Genomic DNA, 19,853 nt, shown 5'->3' with positions numbered 1-19,853 from the left:
ACGGGGACGGCCATTGTATCAGCACCACAGCTACGGCTAGTCTGTGTCGAAGTTTTCGTGGCGGCGGCCGAATGATGCCAACTTCGTTCATGCCGCGGCGCGACAGAAGCAGAACCGAGGGAGGAGCGCATGCGCAGATTTCTGCTTGTAGCAGGCCTGTTTGCCCTCGCCGTCGGGCTGCTCTGGATCGGACAGGGAACGGGCACCGTTCCCTGGCCGCGATCGAGCTTCATGGTCAACCAGCTGCAATGGGCCGGCTATGGCGCCGCCATGGCCGGCTTCGGGCTGGTGCTGATCTGGCAGAGCAACCAATAGAAGAAACCAGGGAATACAAGCATGACATCCAGCCGGTTCGATCTCCGCGGCAAGGTCGCGATCGTGACGGGAGGCAATGGCGGCATCGGTCTCGGCCTCGCCCACGGACTGGCCGACGCGGGCGCCGACATCGCCGTGGTCGGACGCAACGAAGCCAAATCCGCCGCTGCCGTGGCCGACCTCAAGGCGCGCGGCGTGAAGGCGATCGCGGTCGCCACTGACGTAACCGACAAGGTGGCGGTCGCTGCCATGATCGACCGTGTCGTCAAGGAGTTCGGCCGGATCGACATCCTCATCAACAATGCCGGCATGAGCATCCGCAAGCCGCCGCACGAGCTCGAGCTCGACGAGTGGAACAAGGTGATCGACACCAACCTCACCAGCGCCTTCGTGTGCTCGAAGCTCGCCTATCCGGCGCTGAAGGCGTCCGGCAACGGCAAGGTGATCAACATCGGCTCGATGATGTCGATCTTCGGCGCGAGCTTCGCAACCGCTTATGCGGCGAGCAAAGGCGGCATCGTGCAGTACACGCGCGCCTGCGCCAATGCCTGGGCGCCCGACAACATCCAGGTCAACGCCATCCTGCCGGGCTGGATCGACACCGACCTCACGCGCGGCGCGCGGCAGCAGGTTGCAGGTCTGCACGAACGGGTGCTGGCGCGCACGCCTGCGGGCCGCTGGGGCGACATCGACGACTTCGCCGGCATCGCGGTGTTCCTCGCCTCGCCCGCCTCGAACTTCGTCACGGGCACCGCGATCCCCGTCGACGGTGGATTCTCGGTCATGGCGTGAGGCGCCACGCTCCATGAAAATAGCCCCGGCGCGAAGGCCGGGGCTATCGAATGTCGTGGACGTGGACGAGCGTCAGTATTTCGCGACGACTGGGCTTCCCCAGTTGAAGCGATAGTTGATGCCGGCGCGCACGATGTTGTCGGTGAGATGGGTCGACTGGAAGGTACAGCACCCCGTCGCAGTCGCCTGGAAGAACCCCTTGCTGCCCAAATCCATATAGAGGTATTCGACCTTCGCCGACCAGCTTGGCGCAAAGGCCCATTCGACACCGGCGCCAGCGGTCCAGCCGGCAAACGTCTGTGTCTCCGTGGCTCCGATACCAGCCGGCGAACCGGCGGCAGCCGTCGGATCGAACTCATGGATACGCAAATCCGCGAAAGCGCCACCCGCGGTGCCGTACAGCAGCACAGTCGGTGTGACAGTGAAGCCGACGCGGCCGCGGATCGTCGCGATCCAGCTCTGCGACACGTCTTCCCTGAAGGTCGGCACGAACGGCGGGCTCACCAGGTTGGAGCTACCCGTCTTGCCAGACCACGATCCGTCCCCCTCGATGCCGAACACCCACCGGTCTCGCTGATAGTTACAACCGATCGTTCCACCGAGCAGGCCCCCGTTGACGTCGCCTGAAGTCTTGAGGGCTCCGGCAGTCCCATTGTCCAGGCCATTGTTCGTACCGTTGCTGATCGCGCGATCACGGCCCCAGGACCAGCCACCTTCCACGCCGACATAGCAGCCGGTCCAACTGTACACCGCGACCGGCGGTGGCATGGGCGGAGCCTTGACCGCCATGTCGGCTGCGCAGGCCGCGCCCGTCGCCGCGAACAGAAGTGACATTCCGGCAGCGAAAGCCATTGCCGTTTTCATCGATGTCCCCTTCGGAAAAAAAACTGCGAGAAATGGAATCGTGTCGATGAGGCAGCTTATGCATCGCCAATTTGGACGGCGATGACGAACTAGCGGTTCCCGCTGGTTTCCAGGCGCTATTCGGGAAAACGTGACATTTCCGGTACGCAAAGGTCGGCAACGCTGACCCATGCACGTCCTAGGATCGGAGTCCTGTCGCAGGCAAAGAAGCCTCGGCATCGGAGTTGAGCTTCCGCAATGTCCTGCGGAAAAAAGAAGCCCCGGCAATGCCGGGGCTTTTGAATTTGGGTCGTGATGGTTTTTTGTCGCTTGCTTGGTCGTTTCGTTGACGTCCTCAGTAGCGCGCGATGACCGGCGCGTCGAACTTGTAGCTAGCGCGCACGACGGCCCACTGGATGTCGCGCGGCTTGGCATCGAAGGTGTAGTTCCCCGAGGTGCCGCCGAGCTGATAGGTCTGGCTGCCGAAGGCCGCGTAATTGTATTCGAGGCCGACGATCCAGTTGCGGGTGATGCCGTATTCCCAGCCGGCGCCGACGGTCCAGCCGTTGGCCCAGTGGGTCTGACCGCCCGAGCCCGTCGCCGGGCCAACGGTGTCGCTGACGTTGAGACGGTTGTTCACGCCGGCATAGCCGCCCTTGATGTAGAACAGATTGTTCTGCACGGCGAAGCCGGCACGGCCCACGACCGTCGCGAGCACGTTGGCGCGCCAAGTGAAGATGTCGTCGCCAGCACCGAAGGCGGTGTTCACGACCGTGCCCTTGTTGTCGAGGCCGGAGATCGTGCCTTCCACGCCGAACACGTAGTTGTTGGCCTGCCAGTTGTAGCCGATCTGCGCGCCGCCCATGATGCCCGCGCTGCGCTGACGATAGCCCTGTCCCGGAACGAGGTCGCCGAACGGCGCGCCGGTCCCGTTGTTGATGAACTGCTCGTTGGTCCAGGCGCCACCGATGTGGCCGCCGACATAGAAACCGGTCCAGTTGAACAGCGGCTCGACATAGGCGGGCGCCTTCGTGTAGCGCGCACCGAGATCGGCGGCGGAGGCAGCGCCGGTCGAAACCAGAGCGGTCGTGCAGGCGAAGGCGGCAATCAATTTGTTACGCATGGTACACCCCGTGTCCTTTGATGGGCGCACGCTCACACGCAGGTCTTACTCAAATTTGAATCAAGAAAGTTAAGACGCCGGATTGCCACATAGTGCGCCGTGAATCCCTTTGCGCTGTTGCACGCGCGCAACGCGCCGCGCGCGATTTAACGCGGCATTATCCCTACCACCTGCTTGCATTACAGTGCCGGCGCGGCCTTCGACTGCACATGCTCGGGCCGCACACCGATGGCCAGGAAGCGCGCGGGGATGCCTTGCAACCACGGCACGGCGGTGAGGAGGCGCAGCACCAGCGGCACCTTCAGCGGCCGATCGCCGCCCTGCAAGGCGCCGCTGATGATGTTGTTCTGCACGATCACCTGCATCGCTTGGGTCATCCGCACCGGAAACGCACGCCGGCGCCGCACCGCATCGAGCTCATCCTCGGAGGGGCAGCCGCGCTGAAGCTTGTCCGTAAGCAGGTTTGCGGTCGCGACTGCGTCCTGCACGGCGAGATTGACGCCGACGCCGCCGACCGGCGACATCGCATGCGCGGCATCGCCGATGCACAGCAATCCTGGCCGCGTCCAGCGGCTCAGGCGATTGATCGCGACGGTAAGCAGCTTGACGTCGTCAAAACTCTTCACGTCGGCGATGCCGGATCTGAGGATCGGCGCCATGCGCACGACGTCGTCGAGCAGCGCCTGCAATCCCCTCGCCTTCACCGCCTCGTATTGCCCCTTGGCGATGACATAGGCGCATTGCCAATAGTCGCCGCGGTCGAAGGTGACCATCATCTTGCCGGGCTCGATGCGCGCGAACAGGTTCTCGGTCTCGTCCGCCCTGCGGCCGACGCGGAACCACAGCACGTCCATCGGCGCGCCGATCTCCTCGACCGCAAGACCCGCGCGCTCGCGCACGGTCGAATGCCGGCCATCACAGGCGATGGTGAGATCGGCCTCGATGTCGACCGGGCCATCCGGCGTGTTCGCGCGCACGCCAGCAATGGCGTCACCGCGGCGGATCAGGTCGACGGCTTCCGTATTCATCATCACCTTGAGCGATGCGAACCGCTTGCCGGCCTCCCGCAGGAAATTGAGGAAGTCCCATTGCGGCATGAAGGCGATGAAAGGATATTTCGTGTCAAGCCGGCTGAGATCGGCGATGCGCACCTTTGCGCCGCCGAACAGGCCGTCCATCTTCTGCAAGCGCTGATGCGGCAGCTTCAGGAAGTCGTCGATCAGGCCGAGCTCGTCCATCACCTGGAGCGTCGAGGGATGCACCGTGTCGCCGCGAAAGTCGCGGAAGAAATCCGCATGCTTCTCCAGCACCACGACGTCGATGCCGGCGCGTCCGAGCAGATAGCCCAGCATCATGCCGGCCGGCCCGCCGCCAACGATGCAGCATCGGACGTTTGTCAGCCGGTTCGGTGCTTGATCGGTTGTCATTGTGGCGCGCTGCCGATTGGAGGATGGGGAGAAGCTTAGCCCGAGTTCCACACGACCGCAGCGGTCATTTGAGATCCCTCGGAGGCCCGCGGTACCCGTCGGTGGCCGCCGAGACAGGAATATCTGACCTCTCTCAAACGATTGAATGCAGCGGAGAAACCATCCGCATTCGTCGATCCGCGAGCAGAAGGTTCCGGTTCCACCAGCTCTAGCGCTCCGCCCGGTCCACAAGGAACCCTCTTCGAACCGTAGCGATACGGATTTTCCTGCCGTCCGGCGTTGCCTAAGATTCGACCTAAATCATAGGCGAGATTGTAAGTTGTATCGCCGAAGAAGATCGCGTCGCTCAATGAACGCGGCACTCGAGGGAACCAGGTGGGGAAATGGCAATGGCCGAGGCGTTGCAGATCAATTTCGCGTTGTGGGGTATGATCGTCTGCGCGGCGATCAAGATCAGTCAGTTTCTGGCGGCAGGTTAGCCGAACACCATCCAGCTGATCGCGGCAAGCGCAGCGCGGGTGATGACATAGAGCCAGCAGATCATCGCGACGCCGACAGCGGTTAGATAGGCGCCGGCAAAGGCACGCTCGCGGAGCGGCGTCTTGTTGCCAGCGAATTTCTCGGCGTCCGCGCGCAAGCTGGCCTGATTAGCTATATCCGACATGTCTCACCTCCGGCGACGGAGTATGGCGCAGGAATGTTGCGTCCAGCCGACAGCAACGTGGAAAGCGCGGGGGCAGTAGCCTGGCAAAAGCAAAAAGCCCTAAAATATCTGGCGCACATTCCGCTGCCGGAACCTGCAAAAAAACGTAGCCTTGCAGGTTTTTCCCAACCCCGCCACCATTCTAAGGTTGCGCATTGTCCGAGCAGCATGCGCCCGACGGGCCGCGGGCGCTGCGTAGATCGTGGTGCACGATCGCAGGGGCTAGGCGCTCCCGAGCGTCACGACGCGGCTGATGATCGAGCGGCGTCAATTGTTGCTGCGGTTCGCCGTGCGGAAACTCTTGATCTCCGAGACACTGCCGTCACGATAAGTCAGCTCCACCGAAACGAATTGCGTGGCGGGGCCGAGCTTCATGTAGAGCGGCATGCCGGCAGTGATCGCGCTGGGATCGCGCATGTCGCAATTCGGCATCTTCAGCACTTGATTGGGCACGGCAGTGTCGATGCCGATCCGCACCTCGCGGATGGCGCAGCGGTAGGACACGAGGTGCGTGTAATAGACCAGCAGCCCGTTGAACTCGCGAAATGACAGCCAGCTCGTCGCGGTCATGTCGAGGATCTTGCGCTGGTCGCGGATCAGCGCGGCCTCGGGATCGAACCTGATCGGGAACGGCCCCTGCATATCGCCGGACTGGTCAACATAGCGGACCTCGATGGTGCCGGCCTGCGCATCCGGCGGGAGCTCGATCGAGGGGTTTGGCATCCGCTTGCGGGTGCGCGGATCGAGCGTGTCGATGAAACCGGTCTCGCGGAACTCGCCCTTGCCGGCCATGCGCCAGGATATGCCGAGCGTCGGATCGGCGAAGGAGAACACCACGCTCCAGCCGCCATTGTGGCGCGAGAAGCTCGCGATCGGCGCGTTGGTGGTGTCCTCCTTCGGCACGCGCGGCACCGACACCGGCGGCAGCGCGGCGACCTTCTGCGGCGGTGGCTCGGCCGGCCGCACCGCGGCGTCCTTGGCGATGCCGCTGAGGAAGACGTCGTCGACCATCTGGTCGAAATAGACCGGCACCTGCTTGTGCCGGACGGTGTCGGCCATCTCGCTGACCATACGGCGGGTGCGCTGCGCCACCTGCACGAGGTTCTCGCCGGGCTGGAGCAGCTCCTTGGCGAAGGTGCGCGTGAACACCGAATTGGGATTGGCGTCGTCATTGGACAGACGGTCGAGCGCGGTCTGGCGGGGACCTGCCGAAAACACCGAGAACACGCCTTCGGGCAGCTGCGTCATCGGCGCGAGCCCGCCGCCGCCGGCAACCGCACGCGTGCCGGCGCGTTCGAACGGATTATTGCGACAGGCATCGAACACCAGGATCGAGGTCCGCGCCTTCTTGTTCTGGAGCCGCTCGACGATCCGGTCGGCGAGGATGGAGGCGTCGCGCACCAGCTCTTCCTGACCTTCGGTCGCTGCCGGCACGTCGGTCGGCAGCAGATAGTTCTGGCCCGCGATCTCGAAGCCGTGGCCGGCGTAGAAGAAGAACGCGGTGTCGCCGGGCTCGATCGCCCGGTCGAAAGCGAGCAGCGTCTCGGAGAATTGCTGACGGTTCTGGTTCTCGGCGACCATCACCTGGAAGCCGAGCTGCTTCAGCGTATCGCCCATGGTGCGGGCATCGTTGACGGCCTTGAGCAGCTTCGGGACGTTGCGGTAGTCGTTGTTGCCGACGACGAGCGCGACGCGCTTCTCGGCATGTGCGGGCAGCGCGACGCCGCCAAGGCTCATCGCCAGACCAAGGGCCGCCAGAATTCTGAAAAGCCGACGCGTCATCGAATAAATCCCATTGCAGAACGGCCGGTCCCCGGCTCCCTCGAACGGTCGTTCATTGAAGCCTCCGCCGCTGATGTGATAGTCGGCCGAGCCATATCGGCGGTTCAAGGGCTCCCCGCTTCGAGCGCCCCGGTTCCGTCATCTGGCCTATGGCAGATTCGGCCGGAATCTGCTTTTTCTAGGGCGTCGCGCTGCAAGCGGGGGCTGCCGTGTATCGCTGGTGTACTGACGAAGTCGAACCGCATGACCGCTTCGACTATTGGCGCGAGGTGCGGGCCAAGGGATTGTTCGGCGTCACCGCCGAGCTCCAGCGCGAACGGCGCGCGGACTTCTTCGGCGAATTCTCGCTGCGCCAGCTCGGCGGCGCCGGCCTCGTCGAGCTGAAGGCCTCGCCCTATACGGTCGAGCGCAGCGCATCCGACATCGCCTACGCCCCTGGCGATTCCATCTGCGTCTACCAGCAGCTCGGCAGCGGCGGCTGGTTCGGCGGCATGCGCGCAAGCGAGTTCGCGATTGCCAATGGCAGCTTCGCCACCAGCCATACCGACCTGCCCTACCGCACCGCGCCGCTCGCCGCCGGGGGCTTCCACCTGCGAATCGTGAAGATCCCGATGAGCAGCATCCCGGCCCAGGACAAGCGGATGCGCGAGCTCGCGCCGAAGACCTTCAACGACCACGCTTTGGCGCCCTTGCTCGCGGCCTGCTTCACCGATCTCGGCGAGGGCGCCGCGGATGAGAGCGCGACCGACGCGACCTCCCTCGTCCAGGCCCTCGCCCATCTGGCGCTGATCGAGCGCGGCATCGTGCGGCCGGGCAGCCGCCGCGGACAGGCCGCGCTGCGGACCGCCCGCCTCTCGCAGGCGCGGCACCTGATCGTGCGCCACCTGCAAAACCCAGATCTGGCGCCGGCCATGGTGTCCGACCAGCTCGGCGTGTCCGTGCGCCACCTCCACATGCTGTTCGAGGCCGCCGAGAAGAGCTTCTCGCAGACCGTGACCGACGAGCGTCTGAAACAGAGCCGCCGCCTGATGCGCGAGGCGCCGGAACGGCTGATCGCCGACATCGCGACCTCGTGCGGCTTCGAGAGCCTTGCGACCTATTACCGGGTCTTCAACGCCGCCTATGGCATGGCTCCAGGCGATTTCCGCGCCCAGGGGCCGGAGGGGCGCTAGGCGCGCCCCTTGCGGTTCCAGCCCGGCGGAAAAGCCCTGACGCACCCGGTATTTGGCTAAAAACCTCAGGTTTTTTAGGGTCTTCCCGCGCCCGCTCCATTGACTTTGGCCAATTCCTGCCTATGTTCCGGGGCGACGCGGCTCAGGTCGAAGACCGATTCCTGAGCCTGGCGCTTTGTCCGCGTGAGTCAGCACCCCCAGCTTCTTTGAGAGCGCGCCGTTTCGGGGTGGAACGCGACAGCCTTATTACCCTCGATTCCGAACGGCGGTTTCGACCAGAGGCTCAATGTCCTTTTCAAATCTCGGACTGTCCGAAAAAGTCCTCGCCGCAGTGGCGGCCACCGGTTACACCAATCCCACCCCCATTCAGGAACAGGCGATCCCCCACGTCCTCGCACGCAAGGACGTGCTCGGCATCGCCCAGACCGGCACCGGCAAGACCGCGGCCTTCGTGCTGCCGATGCTCACCATCCTCGAAAAGGGTCGTGCCCGGGCGCGCATGCCACGCACGCTGATCCTGGAGCCGACCCGCGAGCTCGCGGCGCAGGTCAAGGAAAACTTCGACCGCTACGGCGCCGGCCAGAAACTCAACGTTGCGCTACTGATCGGCGGCGTCTCGTTCGGCGACCAGGATGCCAAGCTGATGCGCGGCGTCGACGTGCTGATCGCCACCCCGGGCCGCCTGCTCGACCACACCGAGCGCGGCGGCCTGCTGCTCACCGGCGTCGAGCTGCTCGTCATCGACGAAGCCGACCGCATGCTGGACATGGGCTTCATTCCCGACATCGAGCGCATCTGCAAGCTGGTCCCCTTCACGCGACAGACCCTGTTCTTCACCGCGACCATGCCGCCGGAGATCCGGCGCATCACCGAGGCCTTCCTGCACAACCCGCAGAAGGTCGAAGTCTCCCGCCCCGCCACCACCGCCGTGACCGTGACGCAGGCCCAGGTGCCCGCCGGGCGCGAGGCGCACGAGAAGCGCGAGCTGCTCCGCCGCCTGCTGCGCGAGGCCAAGGACCTCAAGAACGCGATCATCTTCTGCAATCGCAAGCGCGAGGTCGCGATCGTTCACAAATCGCTCCAGAAGCACGGCTTCAGCGTCGGCGCGCTGCACGGCGACATGGACCAGCCGGCCCGCATGGCCGCGCTCGATCAGTTCCGCAAGGGCGAGCTGCCCCTGCTCGTCGCCTCTGACGTCGCCGCGCGCGGCCTCGACATCCCCGAGGTCAGCCACGTCTTCAATTTCGACGTCCCCCATCACGCCGACGACTATGTCCACCGCATCGGCCGTACCGGCCGCGCCGGCCGCACCGGCACCGCGATCTCGATCGTGACGCCGCTCGACCAGAAGTCGATGGTGGCGATCGAGAAGCTGATCGGCCAGAGCATTCCGCGCGCCGAGGGCGACTACGAAGTCCATGCGGACTCGGGCGAGCAGAGCGAGCGTCCGCGCGGACGGGAACGCGAGCGCTCACGCGGCGGCCGCGGCAAGCCGCAGCGCGGTCGCGACCGCGAACGCAGCCATGAGCCGCGCGAGCCGCGTGGTGAGGCACGACACGCTTCTGAAAGGCCTTCAGCCGAAGCACGGCCCGCCGCTGAGGCGAGGCCCGCACGCGAGGCAAGGCCTCCGCGCGAAGCCAGGCAATCATCCGAGCCGCGTCACGGCTCGCGCCAGCAGGCCAGCAATTCGCATGTGCCGTCGATCGGCCGTCCCGAGCCACGCCGGCAGCGCGAGGCCGACACCGAGCCGGGCGATCATTCGCACCTGCCGGCGTTCCTGCTCCGGCCAGTGCGCTCTTCGCCCGCCGGCGCTTGAAGCGCGATGCTTCAGGTTGGTTGAGACAGACGTCCACACACTTTTTCAGATGCATTCGTGAACGTATATTTACGGGTCGTTCACGATCGTCCGTTAGCCTACGAACATAATTTAAGCATTGCAGTGATCGGCCGCGTACCGATCGCCGTGGGGTATGTTCTGTGGTCAAGGTGCTCGACGAACACGAACGCACGATGGCGTTCGCCGAGGTAGCGCTCGGTCAGATCCGATCGCTTCGGCAGACGGCAATTCCCCGCAATTACGAGATCTGGTACGTGTACGCCACCGGCTACAACGCGCCGCTCAACAAGATCATCAACGAGACGCTGGCGCGCAACGGCAAGCTGACCGAAGCCGATCTCGAGCAGATCTACGAGACCTATCTCTCCCACATCAAGACCACCGACCGCATCGACAAGGTCGGCGCGCGCGTCATCGGCGAGATCGACGACGTGATGAAGGTCCTCGGCGAAGCGCTCGGAATGACCGGTTCCTACGATGCCAGCCTGTCGGGCGCGACCGCGAAGCTGGCCTCGGCCAAGAACCGCGACCAGATCAAGGCGATCGTCGAGACGCTGCTACGCTCGACCAGCGAGATGCGCGAGACCAACAAGGCGCTGGAAGACCGGCTGACGCTGTCGAAGAACGAGATCAGCAACCTCCAGCAGAGTCTGGAAGCGATCCGCGCCGAGAGCCTGACCGATCCGCTCACCGGCCTTGGCAACCGCAAATATTTCGACCGCATGATCGGCATGGCCGTGCAGAGCGCGCTGGCGAGCGGCGAGCCGCTGTCGCTGCTGCTGTTCGACATCGACCACTTCAAATCGTTCAACGATTCCTACGGCCATCTCACCGGCGACCAGGTGCTGCGGCTCGTCGGCCTGTCGCTGAAGCAGACCATCAAGGGCCAGGACATCACCGCACGCTATGGCGGCGAGGAATTCGCGGTCGTGCTGCCCAACACGGCGCTGCGCCAGGCTCTCACCGTGGCCGATCACATCCGCCGTGCGGTGATGGCGAAGGAATTGAAGAAGAAGTCCACCGGCGAGATCCTCGGCCGCGTCACCATCTCCGTCGGCGTCTCCATGCTCAAGGAAGGCGACGACACCGATGCGCTGATCGAGCGCGCTGATGCCTGCCTCTACGCCGCCAAGCGCAATGGCCGCAATCGCGTGATCTGCGAAGCCGATCCGGAGTTCGCCGTCGAGAGCCACAGCCGCGTGGCCTGAGGCGGCTCGTCGCGCGCTTGACTTTCCAATCTGCCGAACGACATCTTCCTCGCTGCCCGAGCATCGAGGATTTGTCGTCGTGCCCAACAATCCGCATGACTTTCACACGCCGCAGCCGTCCTACACCAGGGACGAGCTGCTGAGATCGAGCGAAGGCGGCTATTTCGGCCCGGGCAACGCGCAATTGCCGGCGCCGCCGATGCTGATGATGGACCGCATCACCGAGATCAGCCTGGACGGCGGCACATACGGCAAGGGCCACATTGTCGGCGAGCTCGACATTGTCCCGGGCCACTGGTTCTTCGACTGCCACTATCGCGGTGACGCGATGATGCCAGGAAGTCTCGGCCTGGACGCGATGTGGCAGATGATCGGCTATTGGCTCGGTTGGTCGGGCTCACCGGGCAAGGGCCGCGCCATCGGTGTCGGCGAAGTCGAGGTCACGGGCGCCATCACGCCGCAGACGCGCTCCGTGCGCTACGAGGTCGCCATGCGCATGGTCCGGCGCGGCAAGTTGGTGCTCGGCATTGCCGATGGCCGTGTGGTTGCGGATGGCGTCAGCGTGTTCGTAGCGAAGGATATGCGGGTTGGTTTGACGAAAGCCGCGGACTAATTCTCAGGTCTCGTAGGGTGGGCAAAGGCGCATCGCGCCGTGCCTACGACTTCTCGCGATGACAATCCTAATCGTGGGCACGCTCCGCTTTGCCCACCCTACCGCACCGTCTTCTTGGCTGCCTTGTGGGCCGACCGCTTCTTCGCCGGGGCTTTCTTCGGCGCGGCCTTCTTCGCAGTCTTCTTCGCCGCCGCCTTCTTCCGCTTCGGCCGCTTCTTCACCTTGGCGCGCTGGGCCGCGGCGAGCGCCGCCCTTGCCCATTGCGCAAGCTCGGCGGAATCGTCGAACAGCCGCGCCGGCAGCTCCCAGTAGGAATTGACCGTCACGGTCTTGGCGCGGGTCGAGTACTGGAACGGCTTTGACCCCTCGGCCTCAAATTCCGGAATGGTCACCTCGTCGGCGCGGAAGAACAGGCCGGCCCGCAAGGACAGCGCGAAGTTGGTGCCGTCGGCGGAGATGCCGTAGCCAGAGAACATTTTTCGGATGGTGACCGGACCGAAATCGGCGAACAGGTCGATCAGGAATTCGCGGTCCATTGGACTCCCCCGCCGTCGTCCCCGCGAACGCGCGGACCCATAATCACAGGGAGGAGTTTAGCGAAGACTGGCAGCTAAGAAAGCGTGGTACTGGTACCGCACGTCACCGCTAGATCACGCGGTATGGGTCCTGGCGTTCGCCAGGACGACGGCGGAGCGAGAGGAGAGAGCTGGGCTTACCCGTCGATCTTCGCCGGCCGCAGCTCGACCGACTCGCCGCAGCCGCAGGCGGAGATCTGGTTGGGGTTGTTGAAGACGAACTGGGCCTGCATCTTGTCGGCCTTGTAGTCCATCTCGGTGCCGAGCAGGAACAGCACGGCCTTGGGGTCGACCAGGATCTTGACGCCCTTGTCCTCGACGACCTCGTCGGTCGGGCGGATCTCGTGGGCGTATTCGACCGTGTAGGACTGGCCGGCACAGCCGCCGTTCTTCACGCCGACACGCAGGCCGACGATCTCGGAATCGGCGCGCTGGGTCAGCTCGGTGATGCGCTGGGCAGCGGCATCGGTCAGCCGCATCACCTGCGGGCGGGGCCGCCGGGGCTTTGGTGTCGAAGCTGATGTTGCCTGGGTCATGTTATCTATGTGGTCCGTTGCGGAGCGAATTCAATGCGGGCCGAGACCGTCACCACATGTTGAGCACGAGGCGGGCCTCGTCGCTCATGCGTTCCGGCGACCATGCGGGCTCCCAGACCACCTTGACGTCGACCACGCCGACGCCGGGGACGCTGGCAACCGCGTTCTCGACCATGGTCGGCAGCTCGCCGGCGGCCGGACAGTTCGGCGTCGTCAGGGTCATCAGCACGTCGACCGAGCGATCATCCTTGATCTCGACCTTGTAGATCAGGCCAAGCTCATAGATGTCGGCCGGGATTTCCGGATCGAACACGGTCTTGAGGCCGGCGATGATCTCGGTGGTCAGGCGCTCGGTCTCCTCCGGCGGCAGCGCCGAGAGAGTCTCCATCGGATTGGCTTTGATTTCGGCCGTGTCACTCATGCGAACAAATCCCGCGCCTTGAGCAGCGCCTGTGCCAGATGATCGACTTCTTCCCGCGTATTATACATGCCGAACGAGGCCCGGCAGGTGGCGGTCACGTTGAACCGCTCTAAAAGCGGCATCACGCAATGGGTGCCGGCGCGCACCGCGATGCCCTGGCGGTCGATCACGGTGGCGACGTCATGGGCGTGCGCGCCCTTGAGCTCGAACGAGATCACCGGCCCCTTGCCGCGGGCCGTGCCGATCAGCCGCAGCGAATTGATCTCGCGCAGCTTCTCCTGGGCGTAGGCAGTCAGATCGGCTTCGTGCGCGGCGATGCGCTCCTTGCCGATCGAATTGACGTAGTCGATGGCAGCGCCAAGCCCGACGGCCTCGACGATCGCGGGCGTGCCCGCCTCGAACTTGTGCGGGGGATCGCCATAGGTGACGATCTCGCGCGAGACCTCGCGGATCATCTCGCCGCCGCCGTTGTAGGGGCGCATCGCGACGAGGTGGTCGTACTTGGCCCAGAGCACGCCGATGCCGGTCGGACCGTACACCTTGTGTCCGGTGAAGACATAGAAGTCGCAACCGAGATCCTGGACGTCGACGGGCAAGTGCACCGCGCCCTGGCTGCCGTCGACCAGCACCGGGATGCCGCGGGCGTGGGCAATTCTGACGACGTCCTTGACCGGCACGATGGTGCCGAGCGCGTTCGACATCTGCGTGATCGCGACCAGCTTGGTCTTCGCGGTCAGCAGCTTCTCGAACTCGTCGATGAGGAAATTGCCCTCGTCGTCGACCGGCGCCCACTTGATCACGGCACCCTGGCGCTCCCTGAGGAAATGCCAGGGCACGATGTTGGAGTGATGCTCCATGATCGAGAGGACGATCTCGTCACCGTACTTGATGTTCGGGCTACCCCACGAAGACGCAACCAGATTGATCGCCTCGGTCGCGTTGCGGGTGAAGATCACTTCCTCGGTCCGCGCAGCATTGATGAACTGCGCCACCTTGGCGCGGCCGCCCTCATAGGCCTCCGTCGCGGCATTGGCGAGGTAATGCAGGCCGCGATGCACGTTGGCGTATTCGGACTGATAAGCCTGCGTCATCCGGTCGAGCACGGACTTCGGCTTCTGCGCCGAGGCGGCGTTGTCGAGATAGACCAGCTTCTTGCCGTAGACTTCCAGGGCGAGCGCCGGAAAGTCCTCGCGCACGCGCGCGACGTCATAGGCGCCGTTCTTGACTGCGGGATGGGTGCTCATGACCGCCGCTCCAGCCAGCGCTCGGCGATGCCGATCACGTGCTCGCGCAATCCGTCATCAGCGATCTGCTCAATCGCCTCACCGACGAAAGCCTGGATCAGCAGCGCCTGAGCCTGCTTCTCCGGCAGACCGCGCGCCTTCAGATAGAACAGCAGGCTGTCGTCCAGCGCGCCGGCGGTAGCGCCGTGGCCGCAGGAGACGTCGTCGGCAAAGATCTCGAGCTCGGGCTTGTTGTCGGCCTCGGCCTCGTCCGAGAGCAGCAGCGCCCGGGTCATCATCTTGCCGTCGGTCTTCTGCGCATCGGGACGGACGATGATGCGGCCCTGGAACACCGAATGGGCGCGATCGTCGATCACGGCACGGAAGACCTCGCGGCTGACGCAGTTCGGCACGGCATGATCGACCACCAGCGTGGTGTCGCCATGCTCGGTCTTCTGCAACAGGTTGACGCCATTGGCGGAGAGTTCGCTGCCCTCGCCTGCCAGCGTGATGAAGCCCTGCAGGCGGCTGACGGCTGCGCCGGTGGTCATGTTGAAGAAGTTCAGCTTGGTGTTGGCGCCGACGGTGACGAATTGCGAGGTGACGTTCACCGCGTCAGGCGCGTCGTCCATCAAACGGATATGGGCGATGTCAGCGTCATCGCCAATCCAGAGGATCACCGCATCGTTGACCTGGTAGCCGCTCGCCTTCCCGGCCGCGACGAAGCTCTCGACGATTGTGGCGCGCACGCCTTTGCCAATCCGCAGATGCGAGCGAGTGAACGCGGACGCGCCAGCCGCGGTCGCAATGTGGATGACCTGGATCGGCGCAGACAGCTGCGTGCCGTCGGCCACCGAGACCACCACGCCATCCGTCGCCATCGCCGCATTGAGCGAGATCACCGCATCGGTCGCGGCGGTCTGGAGCAGATCGCCGGCGGCGGGATTTGCCTCGTTCGCCAGCACCTCGCGCAGCGTCCTGAGGCTCGCTTCGGACGAGAGTGCCTTGACGTCGGAGAGATCGGCCACGAACGCACCGTCGACCAGCACCAGCTTGCGGGCGCCTGCGATCGCATGCGCCTTCACGGCCTCCGCGGCAGCTTTGAGCGCAGCCGCATCGGGGCTCGCCGCCAGCGGCAGCACCTCGCCGACCAGCGCGCGCAGATCGGTATATTTCCATTCCTCGACCCGGCGATGCGGCAGGCCGAGACGCTCATAGGTCTCGAACGCCTCGCGGCGGCCGGCGATCACGGACGGCGAACCCGGCAGGCGGCCTTCGGCGCTGGCGAAGAGATCGCTCACCGCGCGGCCGTTCCCGGTCTTTGCCACAGCAACGTTCATCGCAAAAATCCTTACGCGTCCTCGAACTGGGCGTAGCCGGACGCCTCCAGCTCCAGCGCCAGATCCTTGGCACCGCTCTTCACGACCCGACCGCGCGACATCACATGCACAAAATCAGGCACGATGTAGTTCAGCAGCCGCTGATAGTGGGTGATCACGACCATCGCGCGCCCAGGCGAGCGCAGCGCGTTGACGCCGTCGGCGGCGATGCGCAGCGCGTCGATGTCGAGGCCGGAATCCATCTCGTCGAGGATGCACAGGCTCGGCTCGAACAGCGCCATCTGAAGCACCTCGTTGCGCTTCTTCTCGCCGCCCGAGAAGCCGACATTGACGCCGCGCTTGAGCATGTCCTGCGGGATGTTCAGCGACTTCGAGACCTCGCGGACCTTCTTCAGGAAGTCCGGGGTGGAATATTCGCTCTCGCCGCGCGCCTTGCGCTGCGCGTTCAGCGCGGTGCGCAGGAACGTCATGGTGGCGACGCCGGGAATCTCGACCGGGTACTGGAAAGCCAGGAACACGCCCTTCGCGGCACGTTCGTCCGGGTCCATCTCCAGGAGATCCTCGCCCTTGAACAGGATCTGGCCGTCGGTGACCTCGTAGCCGGGCTTGCCCGCGATGACGTGCGAGAGCGTCGACTTGCCGGAGCCGTTCGGCCCCATGATCGCGTGCACCTCGCCCTCGTTCACGGTCAGCGTCAGCCCGTGGAGGATCTCACGCTCCTCGACACGAACCTTGAGGTCTTTCACTTCAAGCAAAGCCATTTTGTTTCCTTCTGGCCTAAATCGACCGCAAGATAATCGGAAGAAAGAGCCAGCCAAAAAATCCGAGAGCTCCTCCACCGGCAGCTAGTTTGCCGAAGTCGGTTACCCCATCCCACCCTGCAAAGCCGCCAATCAGGGCGACGACCGCTCCAGCAATCGCAACGAACAAAGTGATCGCAAGCGGACCAAACTGGACGGCGGCAAGGAAGTTGCGGATCATCTGACCTACCCGACGCTTCCCTCCAGGGAAATCGAGATCAGCTTCTGCGCTTCCACCGCGAATTCCATCGGCAGTTGCTGCAGCACGTCCTTGACGAAGCCGTTGACGACGAGGCCGACAGCCTCTTCCTGCGAAAGGCCGCGCTGGATGCAGTAGAACAGCACGTCCTCGGAGATTTTCGAGGTCGTCGCTTCGTGCTCGAACGTTGCCGACGAGTTCTTGGCTTCGATGTACGGCACGGTGTGCGCGCCGCATTTGTCGCCGATCAGCAGCGAGTCGCAGGCCGTGAAGTTACGCGCGCCGGTCGCTTTCCGGTGCGCGGTGACGAGACCGCGATAGGTGTTCTGCGACTTGCCGGCCGCGATGCCCTTGGAGATGATGCGGCTCGACGTGTTCTTGCCGAGATGGATCATCTTGGTGCCCGAATCGACCTGCTGGAAGCCGTTCGAGATCGCGATCGAGTAGAACTCGCCGCTCGAATTGTCGCCACGCAGGATGCAGCTCGGGTACTTCCAGGTGATCGCCGAGCCGGTTTCGACCTGGGTCCAGGAGATCTTGGAACGATCACCGCGGCAGTCGCCACGCTTGGTGACGAAATTGTAGATGCCGCCCTTGCCTTCCGAATTGCCGGGATACCAGTTCTGCACAGTCGAATATTTGATCTCGGCGTCATCGAGCGCGACGAGTTCGACCACGGCCGCATGCAGCTGATTCTCGTCGCGCTGCGGCGCGGTGCAGCCTTCGAGATAGGAGACGTAGGAGCCCTTGTCCGCGATGATCAGCGTGCGCTCGAACTGGCCGGTGTTGCGCTCGTTGATGCGGAAATAGGTCGACAGCTCCATCGGGCAGCGCACGCCCGGCGGCACGTAGACGAACGAGCCGTCGGAGAACACCGCCGAGTTCAGCGTCGCATAGAAATTGTCCGAGGTCGGAACCACGGAGCCGAGATATTTCTGCACCAGCTCAGGATGCTCGCGGATCGCCTCCGAGATCGGCATAAAGATCACGCCGGCCTTCTTGAGCTCCGCCTTGAAGGTGGTCGCAACCGAGACCGAATCGAACACCGCGTCGACCGCGATCTTGCGGCGGGCGGGATCTTCCTCGCCCACCTTGGGCTCGACGCCTTCGAGCATGGCGACTTCCCGCAAGGGAATGCCGAGCTTCTCGTAGGTCTTCAGGATCTCCGGATCGATCTCGTCGAGCGAGGTGACCGTCTTCTTCGGCTTCGGCGCCGCGTAATAGTAGATGTCCTGGAAGTCGATCTTGGGATACTCGACGCGCGCCCAGGTCGGCTCGGTCATGGTCAGCCAGCGCCGATAGGCCTCCAGCCGCCACTGGAGCATCCAGGCGGGCTCGTTCTTCTTCTGCGAGATGAATTTTACGATCTCTTCCGACAGCCCCTTGGGGGCCTTCTCGGAGTCGATCAGGGTTTCAAACCCATAACGATACTGGTCGACGTCGATGCGCTTCACGCGCTCGACCGTCTCTTGTACGGCTGGCATTCCATCCTCCGCTCGCGGTTTCAAGGACCGCGGTGGATCAAACTCGGACGAGTATTACGATGTTTTCTGGCCGAAAGCACGTGCTTAGAACCGTTCAAGCCGTGTTTCGTCGCTTACGCTCTAAGTAGGGTATTACCCAGCTTTCGCCAAGCCTCTAACGCCCTATTGATGTCATTTGGCTCCGTGGACCAGCCCAGACTGAGACGCACCGCTCCCTGGGCCACGGTGGCATCATACCCCATGGCTGACAGTACGTGGGACGGCTGGACCTTGCCGGACGAGCAGGCGGAGCCAGAGGAGACAGCGACTCCTTCGAGGTCGAAGCCGATCACGGCAGTCTCGGCCTTCAGGCCGGGTGCGGTGAAAAGGACCGTGTTTGGCAGCCGCTCCACGTCGTCGGCAAAGATGGTGCCTCCGGCGACGCCGCGAAGTCCATTTTCCAAGCGATTCCTGAGGGTTGTCATCCGCTCCACATCTTCCGGGAGAGTCTGAAGCGCCGCCCTCACCGCCGCACCGAACCCGGCGATGCCTGCGACGTTCTCGGTTCCCGCGCGGCGGTTCAGCTCCTGCCCGCCGCCGCGCAGCACCGGCTCCAGTCCGGCGATTCCCTCGGCGACGACCAGCGCGCCGACGCCCTTTGGGCCGCCGATCTTGTGCCCAGAAAAGGTCGCAAGGTCCGCGCCTACCGCGTTAATATTGAAAGCAATTTTGCCGAGCGCCTGGATCGCGTCGACATGCAGGAGGCCGCCGGCCTCGTGGACGATCCGCGCCGCTTCAGCGACCGGCTGAACCGCGCCGGTCTCGTTGTTGGCCGCCATGATCGAGACCAGCGCCAGCGGACCGTCGCCCAGCTGTTCCTTCAGATGATCGAGGTCGATCACGCCCGAGCGCGTGACCCGGATTTGACCGATTCTATTGGCCTGGAATCGGCCGCCTGCCAGCACCGAGGCATGCTCGATCGCCGAGACCAGCAGCCGTTCGACAGGACCGCCAGACGGACTCTTCAGGCCCGGCGCGAGCGCCAGCGCGTTGGCTTCGGTTCCAGCGGAGGTGAAGACGACGTTCCGCGGCAGCGCACCGGTGGCCGCTGCAAGCGCGCTCCGTGCCTCCTCGACCAGCCGTCGCGCCTCGCGCCCCTCGGCATGAACCGACGACGGATTGCCGATCAGGTCCCAGGCAGCGAGCATCGCGGCCCGCGCTTCAGTGCGGAGCGGCGTGGTCGCATTCCAGTCGAGATAAACGCGGCGCGGCATTGAGTATTATGTTACCTTGTTTTCCGAGGCCTGGTCGGCTCGCCTCGCCGCCCCGACATGGGCCGCCGCCACGCTCTTGGCAACCGTGATTCCGAAACCGCGGTCGGCGATGACGCCGCCATGACGCGCTAACGTCTTGAGCGCATTGACTGATGTTGAAGATGCTTGCTTTTTGCCCCGCAGCCTATGTTAGAACGCGGCCGTCAA

Annotated in this window: 20 protein-coding genes; 6 read left to right on the top strand and 14 right to left on the bottom strand. The window is 64.2% G+C overall.

From position 1 onward, the window contains the following. Nucleotides 1-129: 129 nt before the first annotated feature. Together WN72_RS23320 and WN72_RS23315 are read left to right on the top strand one after the other, a co-directional pair. Complete coding sequence (locus WN72_RS23320) at nt 130-315, top strand: hypothetical protein (RefSeq protein ID WP_027557870.1); 186 nt, start codon at nt 130-132, stop codon at nt 313-315. A gap of 21 nt (nt 316-336) precedes the next feature. Further along, the gene (locus tag WN72_RS23315) at nt 337-1,107 is read left to right on the top strand and encodes an SDR family NAD(P)-dependent oxidoreductase (RefSeq protein ID WP_027557869.1); all 771 of its coding nucleotides are present in this window, start codon (nt 337-339) and stop codon (nt 1,105-1,107) included. A 72-nt stretch (nt 1,108-1,179) separates the two neighbouring features. Here WN72_RS23315 and WN72_RS23310 read toward each other — a convergent pair whose 3' ends face one another. The 5 genes from WN72_RS23310 to WN72_RS23290 form a co-directional block, all read right to left on the bottom strand. Further along, entirely contained in the window at nt 1,180-1,971 is a 792-nt protein-coding gene (locus WN72_RS23310) for an outer membrane protein (protein WP_244553746.1), read from the bottom strand. A gap of 334 nt (nt 1,972-2,305) precedes the next feature. Then, nucleotides 2,306-3,073, bottom strand: coding sequence for an outer membrane protein (locus WN72_RS23305; RefSeq protein WP_092216251.1), 768 nt, complete (start codon nt 3,071-3,073; stop codon nt 2,306-2,308). A gap of 179 nt (nt 3,074-3,252) precedes the next feature. Continuing rightward, on the bottom strand, nt 3,253-4,500 hold the full coding sequence (locus tag WN72_RS23300) for an FAD-dependent oxidoreductase (RefSeq protein ID WP_194482921.1): 1,248 nt from the start codon (nt 4,498-4,500) through the stop codon (nt 3,253-3,255). Nucleotides 4,501-4,975: 475 nt separating this feature from the next. After that, nucleotides 4,976-5,164, bottom strand: a complete 189-nt coding sequence (locus tag WN72_RS23295) for a hypothetical protein (RefSeq protein ID WP_027557865.1) — start codon at nt 5,162-5,164, stop codon at nt 4,976-4,978. Nucleotides 5,165-5,470: 306 nt separating this feature from the next. Further along, nucleotides 5,471-6,985, bottom strand: a complete 1,515-nt coding sequence (locus WN72_RS23290; RefSeq protein ID WP_027557864.1) for a caspase family protein — start codon at nt 6,983-6,985, stop codon at nt 5,471-5,473. A gap of 209 nt (nt 6,986-7,194) precedes the next feature. Between WN72_RS23290 and WN72_RS23285 the strand changes: the two genes are divergently transcribed. The 4 genes from WN72_RS23285 (at nt 7,195) to fabA (ending at nt 11,815) form a co-directional block, all read left to right on the top strand. After that, nucleotides 7,195-8,157 (top strand): helix-turn-helix domain-containing protein, encoded by a 963-nt coding sequence (locus WN72_RS23285; protein WP_092216250.1) that lies wholly within the window; start codon nt 7,195-7,197, stop codon nt 8,155-8,157. A gap of 286 nt (nt 8,158-8,443) precedes the next feature. Further along, nucleotides 8,444-9,973: a DEAD/DEAH box helicase gene (locus WN72_RS23280; protein ID WP_092216249.1), complete on the top strand. Its 1,530-nt coding sequence runs from the start codon at nt 8,444-8,446 to the stop codon at nt 9,971-9,973. A 161-nt stretch (nt 9,974-10,134) separates the two neighbouring features. Further along, a complete protein-coding gene (locus WN72_RS23275; protein WP_092216248.1) occupies nt 10,135-11,202 on the top strand; it encodes a GGDEF domain-containing protein in 1,068 nt (355 codons plus the stop codon). A gap of 79 nt (nt 11,203-11,281) precedes the next feature. Then, nucleotides 11,282-11,815, top strand: a complete 534-nt coding sequence (gene fabA, locus WN72_RS23270; RefSeq protein ID WP_092216247.1) for a bifunctional 3-hydroxydecanoyl-ACP dehydratase/trans-2-decenoyl-ACP isomerase — start codon at nt 11,282-11,284, stop codon at nt 11,813-11,815. A gap of 98 nt (nt 11,816-11,913) precedes the next feature. Here fabA and WN72_RS23265 read toward each other — a convergent pair whose 3' ends face one another. The 9 genes from WN72_RS23265 to WN72_RS23225 all read right to left on the bottom strand — a co-directional run bounded on the left by WN72_RS23265 (nt 11,914) and on the right by WN72_RS23225 (nt 19,646). Then, on the bottom strand, nt 11,914-12,351 hold the full coding sequence (locus tag WN72_RS23265; RefSeq protein WP_167380822.1) for a TfoX/Sxy family protein: 438 nt from the start codon (nt 12,349-12,351) through the stop codon (nt 11,914-11,916). A 176-nt stretch (nt 12,352-12,527) separates the two neighbouring features. Next, nucleotides 12,528-12,926, bottom strand: a complete 399-nt coding sequence (locus tag WN72_RS23260; RefSeq protein WP_027557858.1) for a HesB/IscA family protein — start codon at nt 12,924-12,926, stop codon at nt 12,528-12,530. 49 nt (nt 12,927-12,975) lie between these two features. Further along, nucleotides 12,976-13,347, bottom strand: a complete 372-nt coding sequence (locus WN72_RS23255; RefSeq protein WP_027557857.1) for an SUF system Fe-S cluster assembly protein — start codon at nt 13,345-13,347, stop codon at nt 12,976-12,978. After that, nucleotides 13,344-14,591, bottom strand: coding sequence for a cysteine desulfurase (locus tag WN72_RS23250; RefSeq protein ID WP_092216246.1), 1,248 nt, complete (start codon nt 14,589-14,591; stop codon nt 13,344-13,346). Before WN72_RS23250 ends, WN72_RS23255 begins: the two co-directional genes overlap by 4 nt. Continuing rightward, a complete protein-coding gene (gene sufD / locus WN72_RS23245) occupies nt 14,588-15,910 on the bottom strand; it encodes a Fe-S cluster assembly protein SufD (RefSeq protein ID WP_092216245.1) in 1,323 nt (440 codons plus the stop codon). The genes WN72_RS23250 and sufD overlap by 4 nt, the downstream gene beginning before the upstream one ends. Before the next feature lie 11 nt (nt 15,911-15,921). Then, nucleotides 15,922-16,671 carry a Fe-S cluster assembly ATPase SufC gene (gene sufC / locus WN72_RS23240; RefSeq protein WP_027557854.1) on the bottom strand — a complete coding sequence of 250 codons (750 nt, stop codon included), beginning with the start codon at nt 16,669-16,671 and terminating at the stop codon, nt 15,922-15,924. A 16-nt stretch (nt 16,672-16,687) separates the two neighbouring features. Then, complete coding sequence (locus tag WN72_RS23235) at nt 16,688-16,891, bottom strand: hypothetical protein (RefSeq protein ID WP_092216244.1); 204 nt, start codon at nt 16,889-16,891, stop codon at nt 16,688-16,690. A 5-nt stretch (nt 16,892-16,896) separates the two neighbouring features. Beyond that, nucleotides 16,897-18,393, bottom strand: coding sequence for a Fe-S cluster assembly protein SufB (gene sufB, locus WN72_RS23230; protein ID WP_028146302.1), 1,497 nt, complete (start codon nt 18,391-18,393; stop codon nt 16,897-16,899). A 113-nt stretch (nt 18,394-18,506) separates the two neighbouring features. Continuing rightward, nucleotides 18,507-19,646 (bottom strand): cysteine desulfurase family protein, encoded by a 1,140-nt coding sequence (locus WN72_RS23225; RefSeq protein ID WP_092216226.1) that lies wholly within the window; start codon nt 19,644-19,646, stop codon nt 18,507-18,509. Between the last annotated feature and the right edge of the window lie 207 nt (nt 19,647-19,853).

This window comes from Bradyrhizobium arachidis (genome assembly GCF_015291705.1).
Lineage (GTDB): Bacteria > Pseudomonadota > Alphaproteobacteria > Rhizobiales > Xanthobacteraceae > Bradyrhizobium > Bradyrhizobium arachidis.
This window is presented reverse-complemented; position numbering and strand designations above follow the sequence as displayed.